Genomic DNA, 16,577 nt, shown 5'->3' on the forward strand with positions numbered 1-16,577 from the left:
GGGTCTAGTCTGCTTTTCGCGGGATCGGAATTTGTCAAGGTGAATGAGGCCAGTGGGTGTCAGGCAGCGGCCTGATCAGTTGATTCAGCGGGTGCTGCGGGTTGGTTGATCTAGGCGTCCTTGGGCAGGTCGAGGATCTTGGGATCGGTGTCGGTGCCGAAGCGTTGGACTGTTCCCGGCGGCATTCGCCCATTTCTGGCACGTGCTTCTGTTGATGCCGAGCTCCTTGGCCGCCGCGGCAACACTTCCCAAGCGAGCAACGGCGGAAAGGAAATCCTGCCTTTGGGCACGGGAATGGGACTGCTGAGAACGCTTGCCGGCCGCACCGGCCAGGGGCGCCGATTTCTCCGGGAAGGAGATTTTTCTTCAAGGAAAAACTATTTCCTGAGGGTGATTCCATGGGTGTTGCAACTCCCGATTATTCGGAGGTGTTGCATCGATCGCTAGAACTCGCCCCAGCGGGCAATTCCGTGGCCGCCTATGGGCAGTTTTTCATGGCCGCCGACACACGAACCTCAGCTCCGGACCCTACCTTCTTTGCGCCTGTCGTCGTGGCCCCTCGCTCTCCTGCGTGCACCCACCCACGCAGCGTGTCGGAGTTGGCCCCCCAGTCCGCTGTCCAACCCTGGCCACCGCCGTGTTCAACGACAGCTCCGGATCTGCCTTCCTCGCCTCGCACGCTCCCGAGGCTCCGGCGGATACTTCCTCGGTGCCGGCATGGTCATTCCCCCTTTCGGGATTCAGACCTTCCACCAGACCCGCGGCGATTCACATCGAGATCCGCAACTGAAACGCGAGAAAGGCTGTTAGATCGCCGGACGGAAATCTACCGCAGTTGGAAGCGATCCGCCCGGTCGCGGCGGCATGGACCGTGTCCGATCTCCAGGTCGGGACGCCGTGCGCGGCGTCGCTGGGGGCACCCAAACACGGAACTACGCGCCGCCCGCCAAGCACGCCTGCCCCGGTTCTGTCTCAGAGGTCCAGCACCAGTCGCTGTCCCGAGCAGCGAGAGACGCAGATCATCATGCAGTCATTCGCTTCCTGCTCGGCTGCATCGAGGACCGAGTCGCGGTGCTCGGGGGACCCCTCGAGGACAGCTGTCTCGCACGTACCGCAGGTACCAACTCCACATGACCACGACACGTGCACACCGGCTTGTTCCACCACCTGGAGAATGGATCGCTCTGGGGGGACGGTGAGGACCTTCCCTGACCTCCGGAGCTCGACCTCGAACGATTCGGTGCTCACTGGCTCGAGATTCGTCCTCGCCGCGAATCGCTCGAGGTGCAGCCTTCCCGAGGACCTGGAAGCGTGAGCTTGCTCGGCCGCGTCGAGAAGCGGGCCGGGGCCACAGCAGTAGACGTCGGAGTCGCCCGCCGCCTCGCCCAACAGTCCGTCAATGTCGATGAGGCCCTTGTCGTCCTGCGGCCACAAGGTGACCCGGTCTCCATATGTTGCGAGTTCATCCAAGAACGCCATCGAGCGAAGGTGTCGACCTCCGTAGACCAGTCGCCAGTTGGCCCCACTGCGGTTGACTTCGGCGAGCATCGGAAGGATTGGGGTGATCCCGATGCCACCGGCGATGAAGAGGTAATCGTCTGACGGCACCACGCGGAAGTGATTGCGAGGTCCACGTACGCGGATCGTCGATCCGACCGCCAAGCTCTCGTGAACGTATCGTGAACCGCCGTTCCCAGCGGGCACATTGAGGACGCCGACGCGCCACTCCCGCCGGTTCGACGGGTCTCCGCAGAGTGAGTACTGCCGCGGTCCAACGTCGGGGATCAACAGGTCGATGTGGGCACCTGGCTCCCAAGGCGGGAGTTCTGCGCCATGCACCTCGCGCAACGTGAGGACAACGACGTCCTCGGCGTGAGGCGCGCGCTCCTCCACGACCATGTCGAACTCTGCTTCCGCGAGTTCCATGGTCACCGTTCCGGTGTGTAACTCGATCTGCTCCAGATGTGTCATCGTCTTTCCTTGTCTTAGGCGAGCACCCGCGAGGCGCGCGTCGCTTGGGTCACCGAGTGGGCAGGAGCGCGGGTACACGCACCGACCTCGACTTGGCCACCGCGGAACTGAGGTGGCGACCGTGGAATCAAGACCCAGTGGCTGCACCGGCGGTCTGTGACTGTTCGCGAATCGAGCCATGCGCGTCTGGAGTTCGTGGTGCGGTGACGCGCATCCGAGCCTCCTCGAAGAGATCATTGGAAGACTTGTCCGCGATCTTGACCACGTGGTCGAGATCGAAGGAGTACTCCTCGATTCGCTCAAGCAGACTCCGCAGCAACGTCTCGACCGTGGCCTGCACCAGGTTCGCGCCCAGACAGGAGTGCGCGCCAGCCCCGAGGCTGAGGTGCTGAGCTTGCGGCCCCCGTTGGAAGTCGAACTCGTCCGGACGTTCGAACACGGCGGGATCGGCGTTCGCTGCCGACTGTGAAATCAGTACCCGATCACCCTTGCGAATCTGAGCTCCACCGAGCTCGACGTCGCGCGCGGCGGTACGCGAGACCGTCACCGTGACGTTGAAGTAACGCATCGATTCCGCGATGAAGGCGGGCATCTCACTCGGGTTAGCCCGTAGGTGGGCTCGCGTTTCGGGCCGATCTTCCAAGTAGAGCATGCAGTTCCCCACCAACGACTGGGGGTTCTCCAGAGCGCCAAAGAGTATCTGCAGGCACATACCTGCAACTTCTTCGACCGAGAACTGCCCTCCGTTGGCCTGCAGCATGAGGGAGATGAGATCGTCTCGTGGCTCCTCTTGGCGGGCCTGAACGAACTCGCTGATGAAGGCCAAGCCTTCAGCCAGCGACATCGGCGCGGCCTCGGAGCCGTCCGCGTCGTCCTGCCGGGCGACTTGGCCCGGCGGGCCCGGGAGCACGCCCAGGATGGCAGCCGGGTCATCTAGGTCAAGGCCCAACAGTTCGCAGACCACGCCAGCAACTACCGGCGTGGCAACGTCATGGACGATGTCGAATTCCTCGCGCGGCAGAACCCTGTCGAGCACGCGATCGACGTGTGAGCTGATCATGTCGGCCTTGGCTGCCAAGCGCCGTTTCGAGAAGGGCCCGCTCAGCACTGCCTTGGGGATGTCGTGACGCTCGCCGTCAACAAAACTAAAGAAGCCCGGCGTCTCAGGGAACACGTGCATTTCCTTGAGTTGCGGGATGACCACGCCGAACTGGTCCGCGCCCTCCACGGGATTCACGGTGAACGTCTTGGCATCCAGAAGTGCCGAGCGGACCGAATCGTAGTCCGTGACATACCAGAAGCCGCCGTGGTGCTCACTCCAGACGACCGGCCCGACTTCCCGAACCTCCCGGTTGATCTCGCGGAAGTCTTGTCCGTACGCCACAGAATGGTGGTCTATCGGGCAGACCTTGCGTCCATCCGGCGATGTCTCCAGGCTGATGCTCATGTGACTCCTTGATCGTTAGACCGACTGGTGAGCGCGCTCACCGCGGACTGTCCCGACTGCCTTTCTTTCATTCAGGCCCATCGCGACTGCCCGGACCGGTGCGCCACCAAACGCTTGGTATGAAGCATAGAAAGAATAATCTCTCCTGACAAGGTCCGTGTCCGCCACGCCGCCCTGAGTCGCGACGAAGAATCACTCAGGTCTTGAGCTGGGATGTCGTTCCCGGCCCTCCCGCGGGCGTGGCCAATCCTTCACATGCTGTGGCCATGAGGAACGGTGGTCACGACGTGGGCCTCCTAATCTGCGGCCCAGCTGCTTCCCAAGGGTGACTGGCAGCAGCCGTACCGGACGGTCAGGAGCGCCGCGCCGCGGTGGCCCCCGTCGATGCTCACATGTAGATCGCGCGGTTGAGGCGGACGAGATATTCGCCGAAACCGGGGCCGAGGTTCGTGAAGTTATCGGTCCGCTCGGTGATGACGTTCATGGTGAGATCTCGACGTCGAGGAAGTCGGTCCTTCTCAGCCGCAGCGAGGGCCGCCGGCATCTGCTCGCTGGTCAGGTCGGTGCAGTAGGCGGGCGCGGCAGGTTGCTGACGCCAGGAGTCAGCGATGGCTCCCGTGAAGAAGGCGTCGAATCCCGTTTCATCGATGAGCTGCATCGTCGTGGCACGGTCCTCGTCCCGGTCGGCAGCGAACGGAATGGCGATTCGACCCGGTTCACCCGCAGCCTGCGCCTTCTCGGCGAAGGACTCGGCAGTGATCGCATTCCACGCCTTGGCGATGGGACGCCCGAACGATTCCGAGACCCAGACGCTCTCGACTCGGCCGTGGTCCACATCCGCGATGTTTCCGTCACGATGCGGGTAATAGTTCGAGGTGTCGATGACCACCGTGCCCGCCGCGGTGTTCTTGACGAGTCGCGCAATGTCCGGTACGCGGCTGAAGGGAATGGAGGTAATGAGGACCTCGGCGTCCGTGGCGACATCGGAGGCATTCACGGCCTTCGCACCTGACGCCAGCAATGCCGGATCGATGGTGTCGGGTCTGCGAGAGTTGGCGACCCTCACATCGTGACCGGCCGCGCTGAGGCGTGAGACAAGGGTGGCGCCGATCGATCCAGCGCCGAGAATGGCGATTTTCATGGGATGTGTCTCGATTCGTTCGTGGCGTTGCGCTATGCCTCGCTGGCAAGCGCCTCAGTTCATGCGTTGCCCGGGCGCTCCTGGTTGAGCGCGGTGGTGTTGGAGTGCGCGTCGGGTGTTGACAAGCTGCCGGCCTTCCGTGCCCGGAAATGAGTCTCAGTCTCCGGGATCTCTACGTGAAGTCCGATCTTCATCGTTGCTTGGGTTTGTTCGACCCGTCCATCCCGGATCAACCCCTGACTTCCGTGACTTCAAACCAGTTGACATCTTGGAGGGTCTTGCTTGCGCGTTCCAAACCCGCGCTGATGGCGGCGTCGAAGCCATCTTCTGACGTGCCGACGATCCCGGTCACACGATATGTGCGATCGGCCATCAGGACCTCCCTTACTCTTCGGGCGTGGCGTGCGATCCGATGAGGGATACCAAACGGGTGGTTGGAGTTGAATGATAAGTCTACAGAACGGAGCGCTTCCGGTCAGCGGGACGAAGGGATCGAAATATGCGGGACGCAGTGGTCGTCGAATCAGTGCGCACTCCAGTGGGCAAGCGGAACACGGTGGCTTGGCAGGGGTGCATCCGGCCGAGCTCTCGGCTGAGGTGCTGCGGGCCTTGATCTCGCGGACCCAGATCGATCCCGGTCTGGTGGACGACGTTCTTTGGGGCTGCGTGCAGCAGGTCGGGGAGCAAACTCTGGACATCGGTCGCACCGCGGTGCTGTCCGCCGGTTGACCCGACACCGTGCCGGGGGTGACCATCGACCGCCAGTTTGGTTCATCCCAGCAGTCTGTGCACTTTGCTGCAGCAGGCCTGATTGCCGGACACTACGACGTCGTCGTGGCGGGTGGTGTGGAGCCGATGAGCCGTATCCCCATGGGGACTTCGACGTCGGTGGGGGGCAATGCCGGCGGCGTTCTTGGACCGATACGGAGTCGACCCAAATCAAGGCATCTCCGCCGAGATGGTCGCCGAGAAGTGGGGTCTGTCTCGACAGCAGTTGGATGAGTTCGCGGTGAGCTCTCACGAGAAGGCCGCAGCGGCCCGCGCTGGCGGGAATTTCGATGCTCAGATTGTGCCCGTACCCGTCGATGGTGGGGACGTGAAGCAGGACGAAGGCATCCGCGACTCCAGTGTGGAGAAGCTCGGCGGACTCAGAGCTGCTTTCAAGGAAGACGGCGTCGTCACCGCCGGTAATGCGTCGCAGATCTCCGACGGTTCGGCAGCGCTGCTCATGACTACGTCGAGCATGGCCGAGCGGCTCGGGTTGACGCCCCTGGCTCGGGCCCACACGGCCGTCGTGGCGGGCGCCGACCCGGTCATGATGCTCACCGCGCCCATGCCGGCCACGCAGAAGGCGCTGACGAAGTCCGGCCTGTCGCTCGACGAGATCGGCGTGTTCGAGGTGAACGAGGCGTTCGCATCGGTGCCGCTCGCCTGGCTCGCTGAGTTCGACGTCGACGTGAATAAGGTCGATCCTCATGGAGGTGCCATCGCGCTCGGTCATCCGCTCGGGGGCTCAGGCGCGCGCCTGATGGCCACGATGGTCCACTACATGCGCGACAACGGCATCCGTTTTGGCCTCCAGACCATCTGCGAGGGTGGTGGGCAGGCCAACGCCACCATCTTGGAACTGCTGTGATCCAGGACGCTCCTGGTGGGTGGACGCTCCCCTCCCAGACCCGAAGACTCTCCTCGTTGAGGGGACGGCCTTGGCTTCGGGGCCACTGTTCGCGGTCTTCTGGCGGGTGGGGTCCGAGATCGGATGCGCCGATACGGTGGTGTCCCGTGGCCGCTGGGGGCCTCCTGTGGCACGGCTACCGGAGTGTGGTTGCCGGTGACGTCCCGCTGGGTGATGGAGTCTTCTCGATACCCGTGCGGGCCAGTTTGTCCGAGGTGATTTCGGGCAAGGCCGCATCCACCTTCTCGATGGGGCCTGTCCATGGTTGCGAGGTCAGCCGTGGAGTCTTCGGAGAAGTAGGGCCGATCACTGCTTCCCACTCATCGTGCTGTTCCCTCAGGACGGCGCCGGCAACCGCAGGAGCCCTGCAGCCTTCGGAAAGACACCGACTATGTCGGTGCGGCGCTTGATCTCCTTGTTGACCCGGTCCAGGGGGTTAGTCGACCTGATCTGACGCCAGAGTTTCTGCCGGAATCCGGCGAATGCCAGCAGGGCTTCCTTGGCGTCGTCGAGCACGCCCGCGACCTTGGGATGCGACCTCGCGAGCATCCGCGCGACCCTACCGTGAGGCGGTGAACTCCCCTTTCGGCCAGCGCAGTGCCGTACCCCCAACCGCACCGTGCTACGGGACTCCGACGGTCGCACCGAGTCCGCAAACTGCCCGACTCCTCGCGCGTTGGGGACCGACGAGGTCGCCAGCGTCTTAGCGGACTACGGCCGCGCCCCAAGAACCCTCGCGAGGCGAACTTCGACATCGTCGAGATCCCAAGCCGCTCACGGATATCTCCTGCCTCAGCCCAGCAATGTGTGAACCGCCGGTACGGGGGAAAGCCTCAAGAACCGTGCCCGGCTGACTCTCGAAGTACTGGACGCGACCGACGAAGCGTGGCCATCGGTGGCAACACCACCGAAAGGCGCGTTTGTGACTATTGACACGCTTCTCGCCGACCCGTACCGTCGGATCAACCGAATGGTTGGTGCCTGGACCACGCCGTGTCCCAGAGGTTCGCCAAATACTTCCCGATCTGAGGAGAATGAAATGCTGCGTAAAGTTCCCGGCTTGCACGCCGGTCAGCGTCCGAGAGTGGCGTTTGCTGCGCTTGCCGTCATCGCAGTGGTGGCTGCTGCAGGATGCGGGGGCAATGCTTCGAGCGGCGCCGGGTCAGTTGGCGGCGGTGTCTCCGAGGGTCTGAAGGCAGCGGAGGAGGCCACCGCCGAGAACCTCAAGGAGCCCACATCGATTCCACTCACTGAACCGTTGAAGGAGAAGCCCCCGACGGGCAAGACCTTCGTCTTCATGAAGAACGACACGGTCCATGGCGATCGGCAGGCGGCCGCTCTCAAGGAGGCCACCGACGCCCTGGGGTGGAACTTCCGGGACATCCCGTTCAAATCGGCAGATCCTGCGACCTTGGTCGACGGAATGAAGCGGGCGCTTGAGCTGGACCCGGTCGCGGTGAGCCTCGCCGGTATCGGTCGCGAGGTGTGGGGGACCGTCGTTGCGGATTACAAGGCCGCGGGTGTCTACATCGTGCCGACCGCCGCTGGTCCGATGGAGTATGACGAGACGGTCATTGGTGGCGCGAACGACAACACATCCGACCATGGCGAGATGATGGCCAACTATGTGATCGCTGACTCCGGCGGCGAGGCCCACGTGGTGGCGCAGACAGTTCCGGGTTACCCGCTCAACGGCACCACCCTGGACGGCTTTACCGAGACCATGGAGAAGAACTGCCCGAAGTGCACGGTGACCGTCGTTGAGAACACGCTCCCGCAGGTCGTGGCCGGGCAGGTCGCCGGCACCATCGTGGCGGCCGTGCAGAAGGATCCGAAGGTCAATTACGTCTACAGCACCAGCGGATCGCTGGCGGGAGGTGTCGTCTCTGCGCTCGCCGCCGCGGGCTTGGGCGACCGGGTCAAGATCACCAGTGGCGTCGGTGACGAGACCATCCAGACGAACATCAAGACCGGCAAGGAGGCGGCAACCACTATCCTGGGAGTCGATTACATGGAGTGGCTCGCCGTCGACATGGTGCTGCGCAAGATGCAGGGCATGGACATCGAACCCGGCGGTGGTGGCGTGATCAAGCAGCTGTTGACCAATGACGTGGACTTCGAGGTCGACATCAACTACGACAAGCCCGCCGACTGGCGAGATCAGATGAAGACGTTGTGGCAGCTGCAATAACCGGCGGACGGTGTGTGGTGACTGACGTGGGGCAGCCCGCGGTGTCGTCCCCCGTTGATTCATCGTGTCGACGTCAAACGAAAAGACCAGGACGTGCCCCTGACCGAAGCCTCAGGTGATGGAGTTGTACGACGAAAAGGGTCTGCGCGACAACCTGATGCGGTACTGTCGCGCGACCGACCGGATGGATATCGAAGGCGTCCGTGATACGTACTGGCCAGACTCGATCGATGGCGATCGGGCGAAGCGCGAGAGTATGTTCTTGTGTCTGAATACGATTCGCGAGCCGGATGTGACGGTCATGCACGGCGGACGCTATCGCGATCTGTGCGAGAAGCGTGACGGCGAGTGGAAGGTTCTGTACCGCACCTGCGTCTGGGACTGGTGTGACGTCAGGAAGTTGAGGCCCGACTGGAGCCTCAATGGATTTCCCGAGATGACTAACTGGGCGGCGCGTTACCCCGATGACCCCATCTATAAGGACTGGGCGACCAGCGACCCGACACCGCGACCACCTCATCATGATCGCGTGCCACGCCCTGTTCATCCGTTTGCCTCGAGCTGACGGACGCTGAAAATCTTTCCACTGCCCAAACTGATCGACGGACGGGGGCCTCACGTTTGGAGCGCCAATCGTTGGTTGGATCGCAATGTTGTCACGACGAAAGAAAGAGGATGCGATATGCCTGAAGCTGATAAGGAGCCAGAAATGTCAAGTGAACGAAAACCGGACATGACCCTGACCGACGCTCAATTGATGGAGTTGTACGACGAGAAGTTATTGCGCGACAACCTGATGCGGTACTGTCGCGCCGCGGACCGGATGGATATCGAAGGGGTCCGTGATACGTACTGGCCCGATGCGATCGATGACCATGGGCTCTATGTCGGTAGTGCTTCAGGTTGGGCCGACTGGATCGAGGCCTTCATGGACAAGAACAATCAATTGGCCGGTAGTCACCACGTCAGTAACGTCCTGTGCGAGATCGATGGCGATCGGGCGAAGCGCGAGAGTATGTTCTTGTGTCTGAATACGATTCGCGAGCCGGATGTGACGGTCATGCACGGCGGACGCTATCGCGATCTGTGCGAGAAGCGTGACGGCGAGTGGAAGGTTCTGTACCGCACCTGCGTCTGGGACTGGTGTGACGTCAGGAAGTTGAGGCCCGACTGGAGCCTCAATGGACTTCCCGAGATGACTAACTGGGCGGCGCGTTACCCCGATGACCCGATCTACAAGGACTGGGCGACCAGCGACCCGACACCGCGACCACCGCACCAGGCGCCGGTGGCCTGACTGGCAGGGCCGCAGCGGGGACCTCTGGTGGTAGGGGCTGACAAGCCCCACCGCCGGAGGTCCTTCTGTCTTTGCTGGCACCCGTTCTTTGCACTCGGACATGGGTGGCTCGATCCATCGCCGCGAGCCGGTGGTGACAACTCGCCCGACGCCGTCTCCTCCACGGTCGGGCGATATCGCTGGTGAGGCCACCTGTGCGTTGCGTTCTGGTCTGGGGGTCTTGGGAGCTGACGCTGGGGAGCGTGTCGACTCCGCCGGGGGAGAGTCGGAAGCGGGCGCCGTGGAGGACGAGGACGTCGGCGCCTTGCTCGACCGGCGGGTGACCCACTCAGTCGCAGTGGCGAACAGGGTCCCGATCATGACCGTGAGCAACTGGCCCGGCGTGGAGAGCCGAGATCGCCTTCACGGCCGACGGAATCCTCCTTGGGTATGACGCCGCCCTTCAACTCGAAAGGAGCGGCATCGAACCCTGAGGCGGTTCAGTAACGGTCAGACGACCGATTCCTCAGTGTGAGGGTGTCCCGGTGTCGGTGATCACGAAAGCGGTTGTTCGTTCTGGCCGCTGACGGCGCCCGCGGGACATGTCGGAGATTTCCTCGGAGACGGTCATCATCTGGATGCGTCTCGAACCAGAGTTCGTTGACCGCGTCGTACTCCAATTCGGTGACGCTGCCGACCGTTGGATTGAAGGCGGGGGTGAAGTAGCGGCGCATGTAGTGGCTGATCATCGGCAGGTTCTGCTCGATCAGCGGGACGTGGTTGGCCTCGTAGTACGACCGGAACTCCTCCGGGGTCATGCCGGCTTTGCGCTTGAGAAAGGTGATGGTCTTGATCATCGTTCGTCGTCTCCTCCGGGGGTGGGCGCTTCGTCGGAAAATCCCACGCTATCAAGCGAACGGTCGGTTGGGGAACGGCGGAGGCCATCGAACCACCTTTGGCACTGCATCACGGGTTTCGTCGAAGTTGGGGCAACTCCGGAACAACAGGCTCGTGAAGAACTTTTTGAAGAAACCGGTCTACAGGCCAAAGACCTGCTGGATCTCCGGAAAGGGGCCGGTGCTCGTGATCGCCGACGGTTCCGGAACCCCTTGGCTGATCCATACATTCGCAGCCGTGACTTCCCGCCGCCGACTAACAACCAACTGGGAGCATGAGTCCTACCGTTGGACCACTAGGTCGAGGGTGAAGCGCTTCAGCAATCGGGTCACATGGCTGGACAATGTGCTTGGCGCAACCGCCCACCTCACGGCCGGCGGCCCGGCTGCTCTGGCCAACGGACCGCTGCGACGCCGGTCGGGATCGAAACGATGAGGAACCAATGAAATCCACAATCGAGGCCGGCGATGGGCGCGCCGCTAACATTGCCAGCCGTTCACAGCTGAGCGATGTCATCAAGGCCCCAGATATCGTCGCCCACCTTGTCGGCGTGGTTGAGCAAGGAGACGCACGCGGGAGAGAAATTGCGTTTCCGACGGCCAGTATCTCCGTCCCTGAAGCAGACGTTCGAGATGGAGTCTGGGCGGGTACGGTACAACTTGGGGTAGACAAGAGGGCGAAATCCTACGCGGCCGCCGTCTCAATAGGACGCCGTCCAACCTACTACCGCAGTGGTGCGCGGTTACTCGAAGCCCATCTTCTTGACTATGCCGGGGACCTGTACGGGCGCACCGTTGGTGTGACGCTCCATGTCCGCATACGCCCTCAACGCAGATTTCAAAGTACCGACGAACTGGTGGCCCAAATCGAGGAGGACGTCGCGTTTGTTCGTTCCTGGTCACTGGGTGCTGCAAGGGACGGGAAGCGGAATATCGTCTCCCATAGTTCTTCTTGCCAGGATCCCGTCAGGAACAACTCATTTCCGGGACTAGGCGCTACTTCCCAAGGAAGTCCGACGCCGTCCTTACATCGCTTCGAGCAGGCCATCGACCTTCAGTCCGAGGACTAGGCGCGGCCAGGGGAGGCGGCCGAAGCCGTATCTGAACCGGAGTTCCCTTCCCCGTAGGGGTCTCTGCGTCGAAGACCCAAAGCAAAGCAAAACAGGCCACCAATTACACAGGAACTTTACAATGATCAGCGCAATGGAAGCCGACCAGACCTATTTCGTCGAGGCCACTGATCCTCGCCTCATAGGAGAGGAACTGAGCACCGCAGTGGACGCAGCAGTTCAGCGCGCTATGGAAGCAGGGCGCTACGGCGTTCTCGTGACCCGCTTCGGAAACACCACCTTCACCGTCGCCGTCAGCGCCCAAGTCACCTACGGATGGACCATGGAAGAGGACATGTCGGCAGGGTCATAGGCGTAAGACTGCCCCTTCAGGCCACAGGGGAGCCACTCACGGCGTCTGCAAAGATGCGATCGCAACCTGAATGTCACTAACGTGATTTTCTGGCTTCCTTCAAATGACGCAGTGTATAGCACCTGACTGCAGCCGTATCGCCCTATGCCCCATGCCCCATGCCAAGCCATGCGTTACATGTTTCAATCCCAACTGCGTCATCGACGCCGGATAGTCCCTTAGACGGCTGTCGCCTAACCCTGGGTTAGGCGACAGCCCGAAGGGCACGAGTGGTAAATGGTGGTCCGAGGCCCGCAATGTCACCGGGCGGCTCTCGGCCGCGCTCACTACCGATCTGCGATGTAGCGCCCACGTAGGCGAGCGTGCGGCGTGAGGGCCAAACGAAGCTTCCGTGTCAGAGGAGCCGGATTCTCAGAAGACGCGATCTGCCACCTTTACTCGAGTGGCGGATGCAAGTGCCGCCTTGAGTTCGTCTGCTGATGCGGGTCCGGAATCGGCGGTCATCACCTGGTCCTCGGCTGTGTCCGGGTCGGCGAGATATACCCTGGTGTATCCGGCGGGCTCGGGTTCGAATCTCCAGGATTCGGCAATAGGACCGGCATCGAGGGTGTCGAAGCCCAGCTGGTCAATGATGGCCGAGGCCTCCTGCTTTGCCTGCGCGTCGTCGGACGCGATGGGCAGGAACTCAACGCCCGCCCCCGCAAGACGCTCGACTGGGACACCCCGGCCGAGCGCCTTCGTGATTTACTGATAGCCAGCTAACCTCGGGTGTTGCAACGACCCCTAGAATCCGCCCTCGGCGGGCAATTCCATGGCCGCCTATGGGCAGTTTTTCATGGCCGCTTACATCCACTTTTCAAATTTGTCAGTAAGTGAAGTGGTCGGCCTGCCGTCAACTCCTCATCGGTGACGTAATTGGTGGTCCGAAGCTTGGTACAACGTTCTGTGGCCGGGGCTTCGGTGTCCCTTCGTATGCGGGAGAAGCCGGATACATGCCGTTCTCTCGGTGGTGACCCCTGCGATGCTGTGCGCGACCGATCTCCAGATCTACTCGGCGGCGACACTGGTCTTCATGGGCTCGGCTATCGCGTCGATCGCGTGCCTGTCATCGATGCGTTTCGGCGCAAAGACTATCCATCCGATGATGAAGATGGCGATGATTAAGCTGATGCCAAGGAGGGTGCCGGTGAACATGGGCTCCTGAACGTAACCGTCGGGGCCGGGTGCCAGCACGTTTAGAAGAATCGCGACTGGAATCGTGGCCGAGGTGAACTGCAGGATGTTCTGCATGCCGATCGTCACTGCCATGTTGTCCTGCCTCCCGGACGAGGCAACGAGGGTGTACGCAGTAGTCAGACAGCTCAGGATCGTCGCGGCGTATCCGAACACAAACAAGAACGCCAACCACACGGTCTGATGGGCGAATGCGAAGCCGGCATAGACGAGGATCGCAGCACTTCCGGAAGTAACCAGGACCAGCTTCGGGCCGAGTCGACCGAGCCCCCACCGCGTCCATACGTATCCCAGCGCGCAGCCGGGGATCATTGCAAGCATGGTGTAAGAGGATTCGAGCGGGGACAGGCCCAAACCGAACCCGGAGGATGTTGGGGTCTGTAGCAGGAGGGGGAGTCCGATAAAGACGAAAGGACCGGCGACACTGACGACTCCGATCCCGGAGAAACCCACCAGGATCTGGCGCAGGTTCATGTTCTTGAACGACATCAGTGGTTCTGGCGTGCGTCGTTGCTGAACGATCCAGGCGATCATTGCCACTGCGGCTACAACAAGGGCGCCAAGCACGAGGGGTGATGTCCAGCCTTGATTGGGTCCTTCACTGATTCCAATAAGAAGCGCTACGGCCCATACACCGACCCCTATGCCGCCGACCCAGTCCACACGAACGGACTCGCGAGCGTCCTTGGGTGTTTCGGGTGAGAGGACAGCAAAGAGCAGCAGCAGCGCGAGAAAGACGAAAATCATCCAGAAGACGGATTGCCAAGGCAATCCAATCGCCACGAGGGCACCACCTGCAACGACGGTAAGCGGTGTCAAGACCGCCAGACTCAATGCGAGGGACAGCGAGACCTGCTGTACTACACGTGCGGTGGCACGTGGGCGAAGCATTCCCCACCCCATGGGGATGCCAAGCGCCAGGCCCGACAAGAACCGACCGAGTACCACCGGCCAAAAGCTGGTGCCGGTCGCGGATAATACGCATCCCGCCATTGCCACTAGTATGAGCCCGATGAGGACCTTACGGTGACCGTATCTATCCCCCATTCGCGAGGTAAGACCCACCGATACCGCGCCTGCGAGCATTGTGCCGTTGAGGATCCACCCGATGTCCGATCCCGACAGGCCTGATTCGGATACCATCGTCCCGACCAGAGGATTGAGGGCGACGGCTTGGACATCTGAGATGGCGCCGCTAAGCATCAGCACGGCGATTATCGGAGCAAGTTGACTCGCTCGTGTTTTGACCTGTGGAGTTTCAGTCATCTTCGACCACCTTCGATGGAGCGATTGGCTCCGGAGGAGCCAATCGCGTTCTTACCCGCGAAGAGGACAGGGCTCGTCAAATTGGTGTCCGATGTTGCCCTGCGCCCCTCGCGGCGCTGATTGTTCCAAGCAGTAATGCATCTTCAGTGGGCTTCCCATTCATCTTCAGTGGGCTTCCCATTATTGAGCCCCTCGTTGAGTTAGAGGGGAGGAGGAGCCATCGTTTGGCAGTAGCCGATCTACAGGGGCAAAAGTGGGCCCTCGCCAGGCGACTCGACAGCCATCTTGCTGCGAAAGATAGATGTCGAGTCGCCGGAATTGGCGGCTTGCACGGCCGCTTAGAGCCATCCTGAACGATTAGCGACCGGCGGCTAGGCGTCCGCCGTCGATGGCTAGTTCGCTGCCGGTGATGTATGAAGCTTCGTCGGATGCGAGGAACAGCACCGCGTACGAGACCTCGCGGGGATCTGCCGGCCGGCCAATGGGGATGGCCAACGCTTCGAGCTCCTCTTCGTTCATTTGTGACCTGGCCATAGGAGTAAGAATCGCGCCCGGGTGGATTGAGTTGACACGCACGTTGTCCGACGCGTACTCGGTCGCCGTGGCCTTGGTCATCCCTCTGACGGCGGCTTTGGCGCCTGTGTATGCCACGTTGGGTACCCCCGTCAAGTGCGCCATGGCTGCTGCTGAGGAGATGTTAACGATCGAGCCGCCCCCCGCTTCGACCATGCCGGGCAGCACGGCGCGCATGCCAAGGAACACGCCCGTCTGGTCGACCTCGGTAACCTTGGCATATACCTCCGGATCGAGATCTGCTGTAAAGCAAACAGGTCCGGCCAGACCCGCGTTGTTGACGAGAACCGTGATCGGCCCGAACTTTTCAACGCTCGCCGCGACTACTGATTCCCACGATTCCGCGTCTGCGACGTCGTGACTCACGAAGAACGCGTTCTCACCGAGTTCGTCGGCCAGTGCCTTGCCGTCCTTCTCGTTGAGGTCGGTGAGGACGACCTTCGCACCCTCTTCGATAAATAGGCGTGCGTGCTCAGCACCCATGCCCACTGCCGCACCCGTTATTAGCGCAACCTTGTTTTTCAGACGTTCCATTGTGGCCTCTTCTTTGACGTGCGCCGACGATGCGACACTGGTGATGGTTATGTAAAAACAGCTAAATGACAGAGGACAGTTGCACATCGGCGAGTTCCCGGAATTGCCCGGTGTGCCAGACGAGTGGCTCGTTCTCGCCGATGCCGAGCTTCAACGTCACTGCATTCGACATGCCTTGCCCCACAATCTTCGCTGCCAGTAGATGATGTCAAACACGCTGCTCGTGCCTTGTGTGCGAGGCCTGCTCCTCGTACGCCTGCCCTTAGGACGCCCCGAGCCTCTTACCTTCGATGAACGACCCCTGTGTCCGGGTCACACCGACGCTGCGGAGGTCCGCTCCGCCGCCGGCGCTCTGCTGCGCTGGCCCGGGGATCCTGCTTGGCAGGGCCTCGTGGGCGTCCCAGTGGCGGCGTGAAGAGACAGGCAGTTCGTTGTCCGGATGAGGTGTGCGAACCGCGGCATCCGAGACGGACATAGGGTCTCCAGCCTTGCAAGGCAACCATACGTCCGTTTGTTTCTGCACGCCTAGCTGCAATCGGCGAACCGGGCGGAGGAGCAGGACATCAGGGACGAGGCCAGGCGACGGAATGGCTCGATGCCTGACAGGTACCGCTGGGCGACCAGCCCGCGGCCGCGCCACGCCGCCAAGGTTCCCTGCGATCAGGTAGTCACGCAAGCGGTGTTCGGTCGCACTGACTCCCGGCGCGCCCGCGGGACATGTCGGAGATTTCCTCGGAGACGGTCATCATCTGGATGGCGTCTCGTTCCAGGAACTGCGCTTCGTCCGCTGCGATGATCTCCTTCAGGGGAGATGTGGAGGCCGCGGCGAGGAGGGCGTCGAAGTCCTCCTGCGTATCGAACCAGAGTTCGTTGACCGCGTCGTACTCCAATTCGGTGACGCTGCCGACCGTTGGATTGAAGGCGGGGGTGAAGTAGCGGCGCATGTAGTGGC

At 61.8% G+C, this 16,577-nt stretch carries 16 protein-coding genes and 2 pseudogenes; 8 read left to right on the forward strand and 10 right to left on the reverse strand.

Annotated features, from left to right (window positions below; translation table 11 throughout):
• Positions 1–84: 84 nt before the first annotated feature.
• The 5 genes from AC5RWU_RS18370 to AC5RWU_RS18390 all read right to left on the reverse strand — a co-directional run bounded on the left by AC5RWU_RS18370 (position 85) and on the right by AC5RWU_RS18390 (position 4,932).
• Entirely contained in the window at positions 85–252 is a 168-nt protein-coding gene (locus tag AC5RWU_RS18370) for a hypothetical protein (protein WP_494032173.1), read from the reverse strand.
• A 720-nt stretch (positions 253–972) separates the two neighbouring features.
• Positions 973–1,971, reverse strand: a complete 999-nt coding sequence (locus AC5RWU_RS18375; RefSeq protein ID WP_494032172.1) for a PDR/VanB family oxidoreductase — start codon at positions 1,969–1,971, stop codon at positions 973–975.
• 127 nt (positions 1,972–2,098) lie between these two features.
• On the reverse strand, positions 2,099–3,418 hold the full coding sequence (locus tag AC5RWU_RS18380; protein WP_494032171.1) for a cytochrome P450: 1,320 nt from the start codon (positions 3,416–3,418) through the stop codon (positions 2,099–2,101).
• A 388-nt stretch (positions 3,419–3,806) separates the two neighbouring features.
• Positions 3,807–4,559, reverse strand: a complete 753-nt coding sequence (locus AC5RWU_RS18385; protein ID WP_494032170.1) for an NADPH-dependent F420 reductase — start codon at positions 4,557–4,559, stop codon at positions 3,807–3,809.
• Between the two features lie 229 nt (positions 4,560–4,788).
• Positions 4,789–4,932 carry a dodecin family protein gene (locus AC5RWU_RS18390; RefSeq protein ID WP_494032169.1) on the reverse strand — a complete coding sequence of 48 codons (144 nt, stop codon included), beginning with the start codon at positions 4,930–4,932 and terminating at the stop codon, positions 4,789–4,791.
• 224 nt (positions 4,933–5,156) lie between these two features.
• Between AC5RWU_RS18390 and AC5RWU_RS18395 the strand changes: the two are divergent.
• Positions 5,157–5,561 (forward strand): annotated as a pseudogene (locus AC5RWU_RS18395) (thiolase family protein).
• Positions 5,458–6,195 (forward strand): thiolase family protein, encoded by a 738-nt coding sequence (locus tag AC5RWU_RS18400; RefSeq protein ID WP_494032168.1) that lies wholly within the window; start codon positions 5,458–5,460, stop codon positions 6,193–6,195. Before AC5RWU_RS18395 ends, AC5RWU_RS18400 begins: the two are co-directional and overlap by 104 nt.
• Before the next feature lie 175 nt (positions 6,196–6,370).
• Here AC5RWU_RS18400 and AC5RWU_RS18405 read toward each other — a convergent pair.
• Positions 6,371–6,792, reverse strand: a pseudogene (locus AC5RWU_RS18405) (transposase); the annotation flags it as partial.
• A 481-nt stretch (positions 6,793–7,273) separates the two neighbouring features.
• Here AC5RWU_RS18405 and AC5RWU_RS18410 point away from each other — a divergent pair.
• From AC5RWU_RS18410 to AC5RWU_RS18420, 3 genes are all read left to right on the forward strand, one after another.
• The gene (locus AC5RWU_RS18410) at positions 7,274–8,425 is read left to right on the forward strand and encodes a sugar ABC transporter substrate-binding protein (RefSeq protein WP_494032167.1); all 1,152 of its coding nucleotides are present in this window, start codon (positions 7,274–7,276) and stop codon (positions 8,423–8,425) included.
• A gap of 124 nt (positions 8,426–8,549) precedes the next feature.
• The gene (locus AC5RWU_RS18415) at positions 8,550–8,990 is read left to right on the forward strand and encodes a nuclear transport factor 2 family protein (protein WP_494037132.1); all 441 of its coding nucleotides are present in this window, start codon (positions 8,550–8,552) and stop codon (positions 8,988–8,990) included.
• A 144-nt stretch (positions 8,991–9,134) separates the two neighbouring features.
• The gene (locus AC5RWU_RS18420) at positions 9,135–9,722 is read left to right on the forward strand and encodes a nuclear transport factor 2 family protein (RefSeq protein WP_494037133.1); all 588 of its coding nucleotides are present in this window, start codon (positions 9,135–9,137) and stop codon (positions 9,720–9,722) included.
• 479 nt (positions 9,723–10,201) lie between these two features.
• Here AC5RWU_RS18420 and AC5RWU_RS18425 read toward each other — a convergent pair whose 3' ends face one another.
• A complete protein-coding gene (locus AC5RWU_RS18425) occupies positions 10,202–10,558 on the reverse strand; it encodes an EthD domain-containing protein (protein ID WP_494032164.1) in 357 nt (118 codons plus the stop codon).
• Positions 10,559–10,579: 21 nt separating this feature from the next.
• Between AC5RWU_RS18425 and AC5RWU_RS18430 the strand changes: the two genes are divergently transcribed.
• The 3 genes from AC5RWU_RS18430 to AC5RWU_RS18440 all read left to right on the forward strand — a co-directional run bounded on the left by AC5RWU_RS18430 (position 10,580) and on the right by AC5RWU_RS18440 (position 12,019).
• Positions 10,580–10,876 carry an NUDIX domain-containing protein gene (locus tag AC5RWU_RS18430; RefSeq protein WP_494037134.1) on the forward strand — a complete coding sequence of 99 codons (297 nt, stop codon included), beginning with the start codon at positions 10,580–10,582 and terminating at the stop codon, positions 10,874–10,876.
• A gap of 164 nt (positions 10,877–11,040) precedes the next feature.
• Positions 11,041–11,667, forward strand: a complete 627-nt coding sequence (locus AC5RWU_RS18435) for a riboflavin kinase (protein ID WP_494032162.1) — start codon at positions 11,041–11,043, stop codon at positions 11,665–11,667.
• A gap of 121 nt (positions 11,668–11,788) precedes the next feature.
• Complete coding sequence (locus tag AC5RWU_RS18440; RefSeq protein ID WP_494032161.1) at positions 11,789–12,019, forward strand: hypothetical protein; 231 nt, start codon at positions 11,789–11,791, stop codon at positions 12,017–12,019.
• Between the two features lie 1,047 nt (positions 12,020–13,066).
• Here the strand turns inward: AC5RWU_RS18440 and AC5RWU_RS18445 are convergent.
• The 3 genes from AC5RWU_RS18445 to AC5RWU_RS18455 all read right to left on the reverse strand — a co-directional run.
• On the reverse strand, positions 13,067–14,518 hold the full coding sequence (locus AC5RWU_RS18445; protein WP_494032160.1) for an MFS transporter: 1,452 nt from the start codon (positions 14,516–14,518) through the stop codon (positions 13,067–13,069).
• A 357-nt stretch (positions 14,519–14,875) separates the two neighbouring features.
• Positions 14,876–15,625 (reverse strand): SDR family NAD(P)-dependent oxidoreductase, encoded by a 750-nt coding sequence (locus AC5RWU_RS18450; RefSeq protein ID WP_494032159.1) that lies wholly within the window; start codon positions 15,623–15,625, stop codon positions 14,876–14,878.
• A gap of 668 nt (positions 15,626–16,293) precedes the next feature.
• On the reverse strand, positions 16,294–16,577 hold a 284-nt coding region (locus AC5RWU_RS18455; RefSeq protein ID WP_494037135.1), incomplete at its 5' end, for an EthD domain-containing protein.

The sequence above is a fragment of the Arthrobacter sp. B0427-1-12 genome (assembly GCF_059092905.1).